The 16,890-nt window shown below is 57.0% G+C and carries 12 protein-coding genes; 1 reads left to right on the forward strand and 11 read right to left on the reverse strand.

Annotated features, from left to right (window positions below; translation table 11 throughout):
- Nucleotides 1-31 precede the first annotated feature (31 nt).
- The 7 genes from ruvX to aspS form a co-directional block, all read right to left on the reverse strand.
- A complete protein-coding gene (gene ruvX, locus G5S47_RS04085; protein ID WP_006681087.1) occupies nt 32-514 on the reverse strand; it encodes a Holliday junction resolvase RuvX in 483 nt (160 codons plus the stop codon).
- Entirely contained in the window at nt 511-3,213 is a 2,703-nt protein-coding gene (gene alaS / locus G5S47_RS04090; protein WP_219585841.1) for an alanine--tRNA ligase, read from the reverse strand. Before alaS ends, ruvX begins: the two co-directional genes overlap by 4 nt.
- A 107-nt stretch (nt 3,214-3,320) precedes the next feature.
- Nucleotides 3,321-3,944 (reverse strand): 30S ribosomal protein S4, encoded by a 624-nt coding sequence (rpsD, locus tag G5S47_RS04095; RefSeq protein WP_040318548.1) that lies wholly within the window; start codon nt 3,942-3,944, stop codon nt 3,321-3,323.
- Nucleotides 3,945-4,067: 123 nt separating this feature from the next.
- The gene (locus G5S47_RS04100; RefSeq protein WP_103632621.1) at nt 4,068-5,411 is read right to left on the reverse strand and encodes a replication-associated recombination protein A; all 1,344 of its coding nucleotides are present in this window, start codon (nt 5,409-5,411) and stop codon (nt 4,068-4,070) included.
- A gap of 5 nt (nt 5,412-5,416) precedes the next feature.
- Complete coding sequence (locus G5S47_RS04105) at nt 5,417-6,436, reverse strand: hypothetical protein (RefSeq protein ID WP_219585146.1); 1,020 nt, start codon at nt 6,434-6,436, stop codon at nt 5,417-5,419.
- 72 nt (nt 6,437-6,508) lie between these two features.
- Nucleotides 6,509-7,126, reverse strand: coding sequence for an L-threonylcarbamoyladenylate synthase (locus G5S47_RS04110; RefSeq protein WP_219585147.1), 618 nt, complete (start codon nt 7,124-7,126; stop codon nt 6,509-6,511).
- A gap of 220 nt (nt 7,127-7,346) precedes the next feature.
- The gene (gene aspS / locus G5S47_RS04115) at nt 7,347-9,164 is read right to left on the reverse strand and encodes an aspartate--tRNA ligase (protein ID WP_006681093.1); all 1,818 of its coding nucleotides are present in this window, start codon (nt 9,162-9,164) and stop codon (nt 7,347-7,349) included.
- Between the two features lie 121 nt (nt 9,165-9,285).
- Between aspS and G5S47_RS04120 the strand changes: the two genes are divergently transcribed.
- The gene (locus G5S47_RS04120) at nt 9,286-10,662 is read left to right on the forward strand and encodes an MFS transporter (RefSeq protein ID WP_219585148.1); all 1,377 of its coding nucleotides are present in this window, start codon (nt 9,286-9,288) and stop codon (nt 10,660-10,662) included.
- Nucleotides 10,663-10,811: 149 nt separating this feature from the next.
- On the opposite strand, the gene G5S47_RS04125 is transcribed toward G5S47_RS04120, so the two are convergent.
- The 4 genes from G5S47_RS04125 to G5S47_RS04140 all read right to left on the reverse strand — a co-directional run bounded on the left by G5S47_RS04125 (nt 10,812) and on the right by G5S47_RS04140 (nt 16,885).
- Nucleotides 10,812-13,073, reverse strand: a complete 2,262-nt coding sequence (locus G5S47_RS04125; RefSeq protein WP_373273783.1) for a DEAD/DEAH box helicase — start codon at nt 13,071-13,073, stop codon at nt 10,812-10,814.
- Between the two features lie 239 nt (nt 13,074-13,312).
- Nucleotides 13,313-14,665 carry a histidine--tRNA ligase gene (gene hisS, locus G5S47_RS04130; protein WP_006681097.1) on the reverse strand — a complete coding sequence of 451 codons (1,353 nt, stop codon included), beginning with the start codon at nt 14,663-14,665 and terminating at the stop codon, nt 13,313-13,315.
- 162 nt (nt 14,666-14,827) lie between these two features.
- Nucleotides 14,828-15,544 (reverse strand): MBL fold metallo-hydrolase, encoded by a 717-nt coding sequence (locus G5S47_RS04135; RefSeq protein WP_103632583.1) that lies wholly within the window; start codon nt 15,542-15,544, stop codon nt 14,828-14,830.
- 3 nt (nt 15,545-15,547) lie between these two features.
- Nucleotides 15,548-16,885, reverse strand: a complete 1,338-nt coding sequence (locus tag G5S47_RS04140) for a DUF349 domain-containing protein (RefSeq protein WP_219585149.1) — start codon at nt 16,883-16,885, stop codon at nt 15,548-15,550.
- Nucleotides 16,886-16,890: the final 5 nt, after the last annotated feature.

Genomic DNA, 16,890 nt, shown 5'->3' on the forward strand with positions numbered 1-16,890 from the left:
GGAAATGGAGGGCGTTGCGAGTTGGGCGTCGTCACGAAAGATCCTTCCCTTCAATGATGATCTCGACCCCTGGGGCTCGATCGCTCATTCGTTCCGCTTCAAGTGCTTGCTCAAGAATGATTTGAGCAGCCACCTGATCGACAACCGCTCGGTGTTCCCTCTCTGGAACGCCTGACTGTCGTAAGCGCGCATGCGCTTGATTTGAGGATAGCCTCTCATCAACCAATGCGACACGAACATGTGGCCTAGCTAGCTTAATTCGTCTGCCGTAGCGCCGAGCGCCTTTTGCTGAAATTCCCTCTCCACCTTTGAGATGTTTCGGCAGGCCTACGATGACTTCTAAGGCATCGTATTCGTCGATGATTGAGCAGATACGCTCAACGTCAGAACCGTCATCAGCTCGGATAACAGTTTCAACGGGCATTGTGAGTATGCCGTCCGGGTCGCAGCGACTCACTCCAACCCGGACAGTTCCAACATCAACACCGATGCGCGTTCCGCGACGAAGACTCACGAATGAGCAACCTCGCGACGGATCGCGTCAAGCGCTTCCTTGATCGCGTCGAGCTTGGTGCCACCGCCCTGTGCGATGTCATCACGGCCACCGCCGCCACCACCAAGGTGCTGGGCGACAGCGCGAACAAATGCGCCTGCCTTAGCCTTGCGCTCGCGTGCCTTCTCGTTTGTCACAACGACGATCGAGGGCTTGTCGTTCACTCGGCCGATGAGAGCGACAACAACCGGATTCGCATCGCCAAGACGATCACGAACTTCAAGAGCCAGAGTGCGCAACGCGTCAGCGGACGGCATAACGCCTGCATCATTGGCGACTACAGCAATGCCATTGAGCGACTGTGCCGTATCAGCAAACGTCTGCGCCTGAGCCAGTGCTTGCTCAGTGCGCATGCGCTCGAGTTCCTTCTCAGATTCCTTCACTCGAGCAAGCAACGAAGCAATACGATCCGGAAGCTCTTCGCTACGGCCCCCCACCATGGTCGACAGCTGGGAAACCAAAGCATGTTCCTTTGCCTGGAACGAATACGCGCCATTGCCGACAAGCGCATCAATGCGTCGCACGCCCGAACCAATGGATCCTTCACCCACGATCGCGATACGACCAATGTGGCCGGTCGTAGGAACATGGGTGCCACCGCAGAGTTCCTTATCGAAGCCGTCACCGATGGTGACAACACGGACCTCAGCACCATACTTTTCGCCGAAAAGTGCAATCGCGCCGGAAAGGCGGGCCTCTTCGATCGACATCACGTCAGTCTTGACCACGAGGTCCTCGGCAAGCTTTTCATTGATGAGGGCTTCAATGTCGTTAATCTGCGAACCCTCGAGAGCCGAGGAGTGACGGAAGTCGAAGCGTAGACGTGACGGTGAGTTCTCAGAACCAGCCTGATCGGCGTCTTCGGCAACGATTCGACGCAGACCCGCATAGACCATATGGGTTGCGGTGTGAGCGCGAGCAATCGCCAGACGACGCTCAGAGTCAACCTCTGCCCATGCCTTCGCACCAACCGTCACTACGCCTTCAGTCAGCGTGCCACGGTGAACCGACAGCCCCTTAATCGGAGCCTGGACATCGTGGACCTCGATAATGCCACCGTCTGCAAGGCGAATCTGACCGTGGTCAGCGAGCTGACCACCCATCTCAGCGTAGAACGGAGTGCGGTCAAGGACGACCTCGACCTCAGCAGGCGCCTGCGCGACGGGAGCGGGAACGGAATCAACGAGAAGAGCGGTGATCGTCGCTTCGGAGCCAAGATCTGTGTAGCCGAGGAAGGTCGAGCCACCACCCATCTGCTTCTCAATATCTTGGAAGAGGCGAACGTCGGTGTGGCCGGTCTTCTTTGCGCGAGCATCGGCGCGTGCACGGTCCTTCTGCTCCTGCATGAGAGTCTTGAAAGCATCCTCGTCAACCTTCAAGCCCTGCTCGCTTGCCATTTCAAGCGTCAAGTCAATCGGGAAGCCGTAGGTGTCATGCAGTGAGAATGCTGATTCGCCGGACAGAACGTGAGATCCAGCCTTCTTCGCATCACGAACGGCGGCGTCAAGAATCGTAGTGCCGGCGCTCAGCGTGCGACGGAATGCGTCCTCTTCGGCGTATGCGACGTCCTGAATGGTTGCCCAATTCTCGTTGAGTTCCGGGTAGGACAGGGACATGACGTTCTTCGAAGCTGTCAGCAGACTCGGCATCGTGGCTTCGTCGACGCCCAAAAGACGCATTGAACGCACCGCACGGCGGATCAGACGACGCAACACGTAGCCTCGTCCATCGTTGCCCGGACGCACGCCGTCATTGATCAGCATGAGCGCAGAACGCACGTGATCTGCGACAACGCGCATACGCACATCATCGTCATAAGCGACACCCGCGCTGGGGCCTGAGGCACCCAAGCCGTACTTCTTGCCCGACATCTGCTGGGCGACATCAATGACCGGGAAGACTTCGTCGATCTCGTACATGTTCGGCTTGTCCTGCATGATGAATGCAAGACGCTCAAGGCCAGCACCCGTATCAATTGCGGTCTGGTCAAGCTTGCCAACGAGTTCGAAGTCGTGGCCTTCACCTTCGCCTCGAACAAATTCGTCGAAGACGAGGTTCCAGATTTCAAGGAAGCGGTCGCCAGCAACGTCGGCGACGGGACCACCATCGGGGCCAAACTCAGGACCACGGTCGTAGTGGATTTCACAGCATGCGCCAGCAGGACCCGGCTGACCGGTCGACCAGGAGATCTCTTCAAACGGAAGACGCTGGATGCGCTCTGCGGGCAGGCCGATCGTCTTCGTCCAGTAGTCGAAGGAAACCTCGTCTTTTTCCCAGATGGTCATCCACAAGCGGTCGCCGTCAAGGCCGTAACCGCCCTTATCCTGCGGAGTTGTCAGCAGTTCCCACGCGTGGCTGATAGCGCCTTCCTTGAAGTAATCGCCAAAGGAGAAGTTACCGTTCATCTGGAAGAACGTACCGTGCCGCGTGGTCTTACCAACATTGTCAATATCATTCGTACGAATGCACTTCTGCACCGATGCTGCGGTCGGCCACGGAGCCGGCTCTGTTCCCAGAATGTAGGGAATAAACGGCACCATGCCCGCGACGGTGAACAGAATGGAAGGCTCCGGAGAGATCAACGAAACCGAAGGCGAAATATGGTGGCCTTTGGATTCGAAGAAGTTGAGCCAACGTGAACGAATTTCAGAGGTGCGCATGGTTCCCTATCGTAATAGGTGAGGGCCAGATAAAGCACATCTGACCAACGGGGTGAAAGAAAACAACAGAGCCCCGAGAAAAATCTCGGGGCTCTGCAAAAGTGTGATCAGCGTGAGTAGTGTTCAACGACCATCTGGACGTCACAGGTCACGGGGACTTCAGCGCGCTTCGGGCGACGAACCAAAGTGGCCTTGAGGCGCTCAAGCTCGACGTCCAGATATTCGGGAACTGCCGGCAGAACGTCACGGTGGATGCCCTGAGCAGCAATTTCGAACGGAACGGTGGTCTGCGACTTCGGCTTGACCTGGATGGTCTGACCCGGCTTCACACGGAAAGACGGACGGTCAACGATCTTGCCGTCAACCAGGATGTGACGGTGAACGACGACCTGACGTGCCTGCTGGATGGTGCGGGCGAAGCCTGCACGCAGAACCAGGGCGTCAAGACGCGTTTCAAGAAGCTCAACCAGGTTTTCACCGGTCAGGCCAGCGGTACGACGTGCTTCTTCGAAGGCGCGACGCATCTGGGATTCGCGGATGCCGTACTGAGCGCGCAGACGCTGCTTTTCCTTCAGACGAACGGCGTAGTCGGATTCTTGACGACGACGGGAGCGACCGTGCTCGCCGGGGCCGTAGGGGCGCTTCTCGAAGTAGCGGACTGCCTTCGGGGTGAGTGCAATGCCGAGGGCGCGGGATTCGCGCACCTGCTTGCGGGAACGGTTCTGTGCCATTTCCTCTATCTTTCCTGTTTCTTGTGTCATGACCACGGACTATCCGTTGGCCACGGGGTCAACTCCCAGAATTGCTTCTTTCGGCTAAGACCCCAGGTGTGCCATACAGGCAACCCGTCAAGACTACCGTAGTTTCAGTAGTTTCCTAATCACGGACAGGCGTTCAGTGATGAGTTTCTCATGCCCGTTCGTGGTTGGCTCATAGTAGCGTGCACCCTCAAGATTGTCGGGAAGATACTGCTGGGTAGCAACGTGATGCGGTTCGTCGTGCGCATAAATGTACTCTTGGCCGTGGCCCAGTCGTTTCGCTCCCCCGTAATGAGCATCGCGCAGATGCATGGGAACAGGTCCGCTCTTTCCAGCTCTCAGGTCCGCAATCGCCCTGTCAATACCAAGGTAGGCAGCGTTCGACTTCGGCGCGGTTGCGACAGCAATGACCGCTTCGGCCAAAATAATGCGCGCCTCCGGCATGCCGATCATTGCCACTGCTTGAGCCGCAGCAACGGTTGTAGATAGGACCTCGGGAGCTGCCATACCCACATCTTCCGAGGCAGCGATCATGACGCGCCTCGCAATAAAACGAGGATCCTCCCCCGCTTCTAGCATTCGCGCCAGATAGTGCAACGCCGCATCAACGTCAGAACCTCGCATCGATTTAATGAACGCCGAAGCAACGTCGTAGTGCTGATCCTGGTCCCAGCGGACAAGCGCTTGGTTCGCGGCGGTCTGCACGTGATCAAGGGTGATCGCTTGGGACTGTTGGTCGTCGGCTGCTCCAGCGGCAGCTTCCAGCAGAGTCAGTGACTTTCGTGCATCGCAGCCAGCAAGGCGTACGAGGCCCCCCATCGCGTCATCATCCAGTGTGTAAGCGCCATTCAGACCTCGTTCATCATCGAGAGCACGACGGATTAAGAGCTCAATCGCCTCTTCTTCGAGTGGCTCGAGCACCAGCAAGATCGAACGTGAGAGCAACGGCGAGATCACCGAAAACGATGGATTCTCGGTTGTTGCAGCAACGAGGGTTACCCACTGATTTTCGACAGCTGGGAGAAGAGCATCCTGCTGAGACTTCGAGAAACGATGAACTTCGTCGATGAAAAGAATGGTTCCTTCACCAGTTGACGCGGTACGCCTCTTCGCGCTGACAACAACGTCTCGAATATCTTTTACGCCAGCTGAGACCGCGGACAATTCTTCAAAATGACGACCGGATGATTGAGCAACAAGGTAGGCAAGTGTGGTTTTACCAGTGCCCGGTGGGCCCCACAAGATCACGGAAGAAACCTGAGGAGCACCCGGTTTAACCGGAGCGAGCAACCGTCGAAGAGGCGAACCTTCTGAGAGAAGATGGCGTTGCCCAATGACTTCGTCGAGAGATGTTGGACGCATACGCACCGCAAGAGGAGCATGCGAGTTAAACTGCGGAACTCCGTCGGCAGTTAAAGAGTCGGAACTAAAAAGGTCCACGACGTTCACTGAGTGGGCGCCGAGGCGGACAGTAGATGTGCAACGACGCCACCAGCGATTAACACCATGCCACCACCGGCCGCGAAGGCTGATGCGGACAAAGCCATCGCCGCGTTCATTGCAGCACCGTTGTCGGCGTTAGCTTCGTGCGCAGCAAGAATGGCTTCCGCCGACAGTGAAGACGCCGACGACTCGCTTGATTGGGAGGAAAGAAGCTTCACTGTTGGCTGGTCAGATTGGTCTTCCGTTGAGCTTGCTTCGCTTGGAACGGGAGAAGCAAGCGTCGTTTGCTGGGCAGGAACCTGAACAGCTGGATTCGAAGCACTCCGGGCGGCCGCCGTGTTCGTCTGCGCAGAAATGGCATCAGGCAACAGTGTAGCCGGCGCTGAAGGAGTAACGGGCTCAGGAACAACCGGGGCACCGGGGGTTACGGGCTTTTCAGGCTCACTGGGAATCACTGGATCTACCGGTTCAACGGGAGTAGCAGGTTCAACGGGATCGACTGGAGTAATCGGGATTGCCTTTTGCGTAATGCCGACCCAGCGTGTGAACTCGCAAGCCTCTCCTGCACTGTGACCATCCTTGGTCAGATAGAAGACAGTGAGTTGATGAGCGACGTTAGCTTCCCACAAAGTGCCGTCAGCATTGTTCGTGCCGTTAGGGATCTCAACGGTTGCCACGAAACGCTCTTTCTGCGCGTCATAGGTACCAACTGCCCACACCTTCGCGTCAAGCTTTTCGCCGGTCAGCGGGTTTGCCAGTGCTTCACTACGTTGCAAAAGGGTTCCGTTACCGTCAAGGTAGATGGCAATAAGGTGCGTTGCGTCAAGTCCACTACAGCTTGAAAGGACCGTGAACGTGTCTGAGAGAGAATCCTTTAAAAAAGGGCTGTTCGCGCTCTTTCCATCGCCCTGCGCAAACGACGGGGTAGCGCAGGCTAAAACAAATCCAAGCAGCACAAAAAGGAGTGCAAGAATACGCACGAAATGCGCATGAACAGCACCAAGATGGCGTTGTAGCGCCATTCTTCCCTCCCCTTTACTCACTATGCTCCATTGAGCCTATCAGGAGAGAAGTGAGAAGGTCATACGAAGTACTTACTCAAACAGTGAGGTATCCCCCGCACCAGCACGCGCGACCACTCCAGCACCCTGGGTGAAGTCGATAACGGTTGTGGCCTCGTCACCACCGACGGGAGCAACGATCACTAGGTCAATCACCTTACCGATGCGATCATCCACCTCGAACCCGTCGATCATCGGTTCGCTCTCACCGGGCAAAATCAGTGTCGAACACAGAAGCGGTTCGCCAAGCGCAGCAACGATCTCTTGGGTAATGACATGATCGGGAATGCGGACACCAACTGTGTGCTTCTTTTTGTTCAGCGTCATGCGAGGAATCTCTTTAGTTCCAGGCAAAATGAAAGTGTAGGCACCCGGAGTCAGAGCTTTGATCGTACGGAACTGAGAGTTATCGACGATGACAAGTTCACCCAGTTGCGCAAAAGAATGGCACAAGAGCGAGAAGTTGTGTTTCGCGTCCAAACGACGAATCGAACGAATCGTATCCATGCCAGCCTTGTTGCCGAGCTTGCAGGCAATCGCGTATCCCGAATCAGTCGGAAGCGCGATCACGCCGTCGTTGTTCAAGATCTCGACAGCTTTGTTCACGAAACGAACTTGTGGATTCTCTGGGTGCATTTCTACGTACGACATACATACAGTGTGCCCTAAATCACGCACTCATGCAGGTGAAACAGACCTACCACCTGACGAATCTGTCATGCAAGAAGTCTGGTGACACAGATGAAATCCATGGGATAAATCAGAGGGCGGTACCGAAGAGCTCAGTCTTCAGTACCGCCCTCTGCGCTCAGTTGTTCACCGGAGATGAAATTTCCACGCGAACGATAGGGGCGTCATTGGACGCGCGCTATCACTTTGATTCACCGGCCTCTTTTTTGGAGGTTTCCTCTTCGCCACGCTTCTTCGGCTGGGCATCAACACCAGCTTCCTTACGCTGCTGAGGCGTAATCGGAGCGGGAGCTTCGGTCAGCGGATCGTAGCCACCACCCGACTTCGGGAAGGCGATGACGTCGCGGATCGACTCGGACTTGGTGAGCAACGAAACGATGCGGTCCCAACCAAATGCAATGCCACCGTGTGGCGGAGCGCCGAACTTGAAGGCATCCAGCAGGAAGCCAAACTGCTCCTGGGCTTCTTCGTCGCCAATACCCATGACATTGAAGACGCGGTTCTGGATGTCACGGCGGTGGATACGGATTGATCCGCCACCAATTTCGTTGCCGTTGCAGACGATGTCGTAGGCGTAGGCAAGTGCATTGCCCGGGTCCTTGTCGAAGGAGTCCAGCCATTCGGGCTTTGGGGAAGTAAATGCGTGGTGCACCGCGGTCCATGCGGAATGGCCAAGTGCAACGTCGCCTTCTGCTTCTGCGTCGCCGGTGGGCTTGAACAGCGGAGCATCAACTACCCAGGTGAATGCCCATGCGTCGGGGTCAATCAGATCGCAACGCTTGCCAATTTCGAGGCGCGCCGCGCCGAGCAATTCGCGCGAGGGGGTCGGTTTACCCGCACCGAAGAAGATGCAGTCGCCGGGCTGAGCACCGGTTGCTTCCGCCAGTCCTTCGCGCTCAGCATCGGTGATGTTCTTGGCAACGGGGCCACCGAGGGCGCCATCTTCACCAATGGTGACGTAGGCAAGGCCCTTTGCACCGCGTGCCTTCGCCCATTCCTGCCACTTGTCAAAGGTGCGACGCGGCTGGGAAGCACCGCCGGGCATGACGACTGCGCCGACGTAGGGAGCTTGGAAGACGCGGAACGTGGTGTCTTTGAAGTATTCGGTCAGGTCAACCAGCTCGAGGCCGAAACGAAGGTCGGGCTTGTCAGAGCCGTACTTTTCCATCGCGTCCTTGTAGGTCATTCGAGGAAGCGGGGTAGGCAGGTCGTAGCCGATGAGCTTCCAGACGTTCATCATGACATCTTCGGCAACGGCAATGACGTCATCTTGGTCAACGAAGCTCATTTCGATGTCGAGCTGGGTGAATTCTGGCTGACGGTCAGCGCGGAAGTCCTCGTCACGGTAGCAACGTGCGATCTGGAAGTAGCGTTCCATACCGGCAACCATGAGCATCTGCTTGAACAGCTGCGGGGACTGTGGAAGTGCGTACCAAGAGCCGGGCGACAAACGAGCCGGGACGATGAAGTCGCGAGCACCTTCGGGGGTCGAACGCGTCAGGGTCGGGGTTTCGATTTCGACAAAGTCGTGCGTGTAGAGAGTGTCACGAGCGGCGCGCGACACCTGGGAACGAAGACGCAGCGCGTACTGTTCCGGTTCGCGACGAAGGTCGAGGTAACGGTACTTCAGGCGAGTTTCTTCGCCAACGTTGCCGGAGTCTTCTGCGTGCGCAGAGACCTGGAAAGGAAGAGGTGCGGACGTATTGAGGATTTCAATGTCGTCGCCCATCACTTCGATGGCGCCGGTGGGCAAGTGAGGGTTCTCGTTACCCTCGGGGCGAGCACACACCTCGCCGGTGACTTTGAGGACGAATTCGGAGCGGAGCTCGTGGGCGACGGATTCGTCGCGGACGACAACCTGTGCAATACCGGATGCATCGCGGAGATCGACGAATGCAACGCCGCCGTGATCACGGCGGCGATCCACCCAACCGGTCAGAGTAACGGTCTGACCGACAAGGTCGGTATTGAGGGTGCCAATGTTATGAGTGCGCAGCACGTGTCTTCCTTTCATTGTGGCCATCCGCGAGACGGGCGGCGGCACCGCGATTTTACTCCCCTTTATGCGCTCTTGTTCGCTTGCTTTGCTCGCGGGGCTCTAGGAGTGGGAAGATTCGCAGGTGACTGCTGAAGATTCCACACGCCTCAAATGGCAACCTATTGAGATTTCTTTGCTCGTAGGCTCAGTTCTTTTGATTACGCTTGCAGCGTTTGAGGGGCTTGCCACAACAACGATCATGCCGAATGTCGTTGCGGATCTGGATTCCGAAGCGTGGTTCTCAGTCGCTTCTGGCGCAGCTCTCGCAGCTCAGCTCAGCGCGACCGTCATCGCAGGAGCGCTGGCGGATTCAAAAGGGCCTCGGACGGTTCTTCTTGCAGGCTTTACCTGTTTTGTCGCCGGTCTGCTCACGTCAGCGTTCGCTCCTCACATTGCGATTTTCGTTGTCGGTCGTCTGATCCAGGGCTTGGGTGGCGGACTCATTATTGTTCCGCTGTATGTCTTCATTGGTTCGATTGCCCACGTTCATCATCGACCTTTCTTCTTCGCCGCGTTCTCTCTGTCATGGGTTCTGCCGGGCCTCGTTGGTCCCGCGATTGCTGGGTATGTCGCGCAGTACTTCGGCTGGCGCCCGGTCTTTTGGGCGGTTCCGTTCTTGGCTCTTCTTGCCGTTCTTCCCCTGATTTCTGTTCTTCGCCAGCTCGGTTCGTCCACAACGCACCCGGTGAAGAATCTGAAGCACTTGGGATTGCTCGCTGTGGTCGCGGGCACCGGTGTTCTGATGCTTCAGCTGTCGGGGGCTCTCGGTGGCATTGAACTGATCATTTTGATCATTGTGGGGCTTGTGCTCACCGGCTGGGCTCTCCCCCAGCTTCTCCCCAAGGGCGCGATGCGTTTGAAGCGTGGGATGCCCGCGGCGATTATGACGCGCCTGCTTGCCATGGGCGCTCAGGCCGGTGCGTCGGCATTCCTGCCACTTGTCTTGCAACGCGTTCACATGTGGGATGCAGATCATGCCGCTCTCGCTGTCACCATCGGTACGATCTCGTGGTCTGCCGGTGCGACTTACCAAGCTCGAGTCCACGACCCCGACCGTCGTATGCAGTTGCCCGCGATTGGCATGGCTCTGCTGACGCTTGGTCTTGTCCCGATTCTGTTCCTTGTGATTGCGTCGTGGCCCGTGTGGCCGGCGCTCGTCGGCTGGTTTGTTGCCGGGTTTGGCACGGGACTCATGCACTCGACACTCTCAGTGCTGACACTGGGGCTTACCGACACTTCGGAGCACGGTAAAGTTGCATCGTGGCTTCAGGTCGCCGACGCCGCAGGTGCATCAATCGAACTCGCGTTAGTGTCGATTGCCTTCGCTCTCTTCGCGCTGGTCATGCCAGTAGGGCCCCTCTCCTACTTGGCCTCCCCCGTTATCACCGTGATCGTCACCGTGGTCGCTCTTGTCGCATCATTGCGAATCAAGGGTGGCGATGCCCCTTCGGCTTCGTAGTTATTTCGCCGTTTGACGAGGCTCATCACGAGCCCGTAGGCAGATACACCAAAGGGATGGCAGATGATTTCATCCGCCATCCCTTTACGTTTAAGCGCTTCGTTCTGGGCCTCGTCAACCCCCTGTGTCAGATCGCGCCACCGCTACATTCAGCGTGAGTGACGGTGAGAACCAAAGGACCTCGTGCCCTTTGAACCTGACTTGCCACCGCGGTCGAAACGATCGGAGGACTTGCCACGGCCACTCGCGCGAAAACGATCAGAAGAGCCGGAACGCTTCGCGGCACGTAGCGATGAGCGACGGTCGGACGACTCGTGGTGCGCATGATGATCAAAGCGGTCGTTGCGGTCCTTGTGCGCACGACGTGGCTTGTCATCGCGTTCGTAACGACGCGCATATTCGCGTTCGTCACGGTCGCGTTCGGGGCGTCCCGAACGATCGAACTTCTTAGCCTTGTCGAAGCTACGTTCGCGGTCAGAGCGGTGCCCGCCCTTACCGGGGCCCTGGTCCACGCGGATGCGCAGCGGACGGCCCTGAACGTAGCCCTTGCCAATGCGGCGCAACTGATCGTCGGTCAGGTCGCCGGAGATTTCGACCAGCGAGAAGGTCGGAAAGATTTCAATATTGCCAATGTCGCGGCCGTCAACGCCACCTTCACCAGCAATCGCTCCGACAATCGAACCGGGCTTCACGCGGTCTTTCTTGCCAACCTCAACGCGGTATCGGGTACCGACACCAAAGGATGCCTTGCGACCACGACCGCGTTGGTGGCCTGGCTTCAGCGGACGGTCCTTATCACGACCGCCCTCGAATGAAGCACCAACGAATTCTCCGGACTCGTCAATTTCTTCTTCGTTACGGATCTTGCCCTTGCCACGGCGATCCTTTTCAACGCGCGGAGCCGGACCCTCGTCACCAACAGCGTTCGCCATGAGCGCGGCAGCGATGTCCATAATGTCGGTTTCAGACGTTTCTTGAACCTCGGTCAGCAGGTTCTTGTACATTTCAAGACGACCGCGTTCGATGCGAGCGTTGAGGCCTTCGAGCATGCGACGCGAACGGAACTCAGAGACTGCTGCGGGCGACGGAATCTGGATCTCTTCCATCGGGGTGCCGGTCAGCTTCTCGATGCGGCGCAGGCGACCGTGTTCACGTGGAGTAAAGAAAGTAAGCGAGCGACCTTCGCGGCCGGCGCGACCGGTACGACCGATGCGGTGCACGTAGGCTTCCGGTTCACGGGGAACATCGAAGTTCACGACAAGTGAGATGCGCTCAACGTCGAGGCCACGGGCCGCAACGTCGGTTGCGATCAGCACGTCGAGCGTGCCGGCACGCAGACGTGCAACCATGCGTTCACGCTCAGTCTGCGCGACGTCACCGGAGATACCGGCTGCGCGGAAACCTCGTGCTGACATTTCGAGGGAAACCTCTTCAACGTCGGCGCGGGTACGCACGAACACAATCGCAGCATCGGCGTCTTCCTGGCCGGCAGCGATGTGCTGGGCACGCGTCGCGAGCACGCGAGACAAGGCGCCGATCTTGTGCTTGAACGGCACGACAGCGTAGGTCTGGTGGATCGTGTCAACAGTCGAAGATTCTTCCGAGACAGCGATCTTCACGGGGTTAAACAGGTGAGTGTTCGCAATGCGTTCAATCGCCTGGGGCATCGTGGCGGAAAACAGTGCGGTCAGGCGGTCTTTAGGCACGGACGAGGTAATCGTTTCGACGTCTTCAGCGAAGCCCATGCGTAGCATTTCGTCGGCCTCGTCGAGGACGAGCATGCGCACGCCGGACAGATCTAGCGCACCTTTTTCAATAAGGTCGATGACACGCCCAGGGGTGCCGACGACGACCTGCGCTCCCTTCTTCAGAGCGTTGATCTGCGGGCCATAGGGTGAACCACCGTAGACGGAAACAACCTCAAGGCCACGTGTACGGGCTGCGAAATCCTCAATGGCCTGCGCGGACTGCATGGCAAGTTCGCGGGTTGGAGCAAGCACGAGGGACTGGACGAGCTTCTCATCGGCATCCACGATCGCGAGCATAGGCAGACCGAAAGCGGCGGTCTTACCGGTACCGGTCTGGGCGATACCGACAACGTCATTCAATTCGAGCAGGGACGGGATCGCCTTTTCCTGAATTGGAGTCGGTGTCACAAACCCCATCTGGGTGACAGCATCGAGGATCTCATCGGGAAGACCAAGGTCAGCAAAGGTGATGGAAGGCTCTTCTTCGTCGTCTTCACGTTCGCCGCCATCTTCGGCGTTCTCGAGTTCATCATCGACGAGGCCGGATTCTAAGTCCAGGGTGTCGTTTTCTTCGGCCGGAAGCTCTTCAACGGCGCCAGTCGTTTCGGCAGGTTCGTTCAATTCGTCGACGGTGTTGAGGTTCATTTCCTGTTTTTCAGGCACAGTATTCCTATCGGATTGTGTGTTTCATTCGAGGCTGATTTCTATCAAGCCGGGCCACTGTGGGGCCTTCGGCGCAACCTCATCCCACAACATCCACCGCTTAGCGGTGCCCATCACTTTCATTCAAGGCGCGCCTCATCGCTCAAACAAGCCTACGTTGCTCCCTCACGAAACGATGCTTTGGGGGCGGTGAGATCACTCACCGCCCCCAAAGCATCAGCTACGACCCGTTTCGACAATCACGCTCCGACCGAGATGACACGCGGCTTCAAGTCCTGAGCAGACGGAGTCCACGTCGAAGCGTCAGCTTCGATTTGTTCTCCACTTCGAATGTCTTTGACCGTGTCGGCTTCACCTTCCATTCCCGGGAACCAGACGAATGGGATACCTCGTTTATCAGCGAACTTAATCTGCTTGCCGAACTTGGCCGCGCTCGGTGCAACATCGGTGCTAATTCCACGGCTACGCAACTGCATTGCGATATCTTCCGAGCGAGCGCGATCTGTCTCGTCGATGACAGCAACAACGACCGCGGCAGGAACCTTGCGGGTAGCTTGAACCATCGGTGCTGAAATCATGCGGGAAACCAGACGCGAGACACCAATCGAGAGACCAACGCCCGGGTAGGTGCGTTTCCCATCCTTTGCCAGCGAATCGTAACGCCCACCGGAGCAAATGGAGCCGAGGTCCTCGTGGCCTTCAATCACCGATTCGTAAACGGAGCCGGTGTAGTAGTCCAGGCCACGCGCGATCTTCAGATCAGCGATGACAGCGCCGGGCATACGACGATGAGCTTCCTCGAGGAGCGCACACAGCTGATTCAAGCCTTCGGCAAGAAGCTCGCCTTCGCAACCGAGTCCAGCAATTCTAGAACGGATCTCATCGGGATCATTGCTACGGATCTGGGCCATCTTGAGAAGCTTCTCGGCCTGCTCGCCATTGATATTCGAGCATGCGAGTTCTGCGGTAACGCCCTCGGGACCAATCTTGTCCAGTTTGTCGAGGCCACGCAATGCAGCCTCAACGTCGGTAACACCGAGAGATTCGCACACGCCCTGAACGACCTTGCGGTTGTTCACGAGCACGTGCACTGTCGGGATCGGAAGCGTTGCAAGAGCTTCGGCCATCACAAGAGGAAGATCGACCTCGAAGTGGAAGGGAAGATCACCGTTGCCAACAACATCGATGTCAGCTTGAGTGAACTCACGGAAACGTCCTTCCTGCGGGCGCTCACCACGCCAGACCTTCTGGATCTGGTAGCGCTTGAATGGGAAATCAAGCTCGTTCGCATTCTCGATGACGTACCGAGCAAAAGGAACCGTCAGGTCAAAGTGCAGACCCATCTTGCGTTCCTTAGACGAATGACGACCAGCTTCGGCATCCTTCATCGCTTGCAGGCGGTCAAGGACATAAACCTCTTTCGAGGTCTCCCCCTTTGCCTCAAGCTGCTCAAGCGTTTCAACCGCACGAGTCTCAATCCCAGAGAAACCATGCAACTCAAAGACCTGACGAATATGGTCAAGAACATATTGTTCGATGATTCGACCTTCAGGGAGCCATTCGGGGAAACCGGAAAGAGATGTACGTGCCATGGCTCTATTGTTCCACGCCTAGGCGTATTGCCTAAAACGGGCAACGATATTCGGGCTCTGATCCCCGTTAAGGTCGAGCCCTGCAGACATTAAAAAAACCGCTAGCCGAAAAACACGGTGGCCTTGGGAATCCCCAAGGCCACCGTTAGTTCTTGATAGGTATCAGCCGAGTGTGCGAGCCCGCCTCAAATACGGATTTGTCTCAATCTCATGCGACAAAACCGTCGTTGGACCGTGCCCCGGGATCAAGAGGGTTGCAGGATCCAAAGCATGTGAAATAGTGCGTAGCGAATGGCGCATCTGAGTCTCATCGCCACCGGCAAGATCCGTACGACCGACCGAACCAGCAAAAAGCACATCAGCAGATAGAGCCCATGGAACCGGGGTTGAAGACGAGAAGACAGTCTGTCCTTTCATCTCAACCTCAATATCACAGTGACCGATAAACACGGCAGAACCTTCAGAGTGACCTGGAGCTGGAACCATCTTCATCCAGATACCGGGAAGCACCTCAACGCTACCACCCGGAAAATCGCGCAGATCGGTGGGCTTCACCCACGGGCCGATGCTCGGGGGCACGGGCATCGGAATATGCGATGCCGGATCATTCATTCGGTATCGATCAGGAGCCGGGATCCACGTAGGGGCAGGAGTCTCAGGCGCCCACGAGGCAACCTCGGCACAATCCCAGACATGATCAGGATGACCGTGAGTTGCAAGAACAGCTCCGACATGAGCCTGAGACGCGACCAAGACCTCGCGAATCTTATCCTGCACTCCCGCTGACGGATCGACGACCAGCGCCGCCGGCTCGCCATCGGCAACCAGCACCACGCAGTTGGCTGCGTAGTACGGCGTTGGAATAACAGTGATTTTCACTGATCACTCCATAGAGGCGCGAATCTGAGCAAGCCAGGTGCGCTTTGTCTCCAGAGCCTCAGTAAGGGACTTGACCTTCTTTTCGTCGCCCTTCGCCTTGGCAACGCTAAGATCCGATTCGAGGGACTCAACCTGAGCCTCGAGCTGGCCGAGCATACCCTGAGCACGTGCACGTGTTTCAGGGTTGGTACGACGCCATTCGTTTTCTTCTGCCTCGCGGATTGCAGATTCAACCGCACGCAGACGACCTTCAATGCGATGCAAGTCAGAGGAAGGAACTCGACCAATTTCTTCCCAGCGATCCTGAACCGAACGCAGGGCGGTCTTCGCAGCTTCAAGATCCTCCACAGGCAGGATCTTCTCTGCTTCGTCGGCAAGTGCTTCCTTGGCAACAAGATTTTCGCGGTACTCAGAATCGGTGGCCTCGTCCTTCGCGCGACGCGCGTCGAAGAAGACCTGCTGTGCCGCACGGAAACGTGCCCACAGAGCATCATCTTCCTTACGGGATGCGCGAGGAGCCGCCTTCCAACGATTCATCAGCTCACGGTATGCACCCGAAGTGGCGCCCCAATCGGTCGAGGTCTGCAAAGCTTCAGCCTCGGCGATAATGGCTTCCTTCACTCGCTTCGCCTCAGACTGTGCCTGATCGAGAGCAGAGAAATACTGGCGACGCTGACGATCAAACTGAGTACGCGCCGAAGAGAAACGCTTCCAGAGCTCATCTTCAACAGCCTTTTCGATGCGCGGTCCCTTGCGCTGCAACGACTTCCATTCGTCGAGCAGATCACGGAGCTTCTGACCAGACTGCTTCCAGTGAATACGCTCAGGAGCCTGAGCGATGATGGCTTCAGCAGCCTCAACGACTGCCCTACGAGCTTTCAAAGCTTCCTCACGAGCAGCTTGGCGTTCAATCTTTGCTACTTCCTTACGCTCTTCAGCGCGCACCTTCACGCTCTCAACACGTTCGCGCAACGCAGCAAGGTTACCCAGAGCATTCGGAGATTCAAGAGCTTCGGTGATCGTCGCAAGAGTCAGATCAATATCCTTGGGAGCCAAGGTTGCAAGGCGATGTTCGAACAGCTTGACGGTTGCCTCAATATCCGCAAAACGACGCTCGTAAAGGGCGAAAGGCTCTGCAGGCACACCTTCGGGGTAGCCACCAATAACACGCTCAGTGCCGTTATCGACAACGTAAACGGTGCCGTTTTCATCGATACGACCGAACTCGTGAGTGAGTGGCGTACTCGACGCGGACACGGGAGTTTCCTTGGCCGGAGCCGAAGGGGTGATGTTCTGCTCGTCAGAAGAGGGAGCAGGCTTGGGGGTCGGCGTCGTTGTCACAATCA

It is taken from the genome of Schaalia turicensis (assembly GCF_019380255.1).
Classification (GTDB): domain Bacteria; phylum Actinomycetota; class Actinomycetes; order Actinomycetales; family Actinomycetaceae; genus Pauljensenia; species Pauljensenia turicensis_A.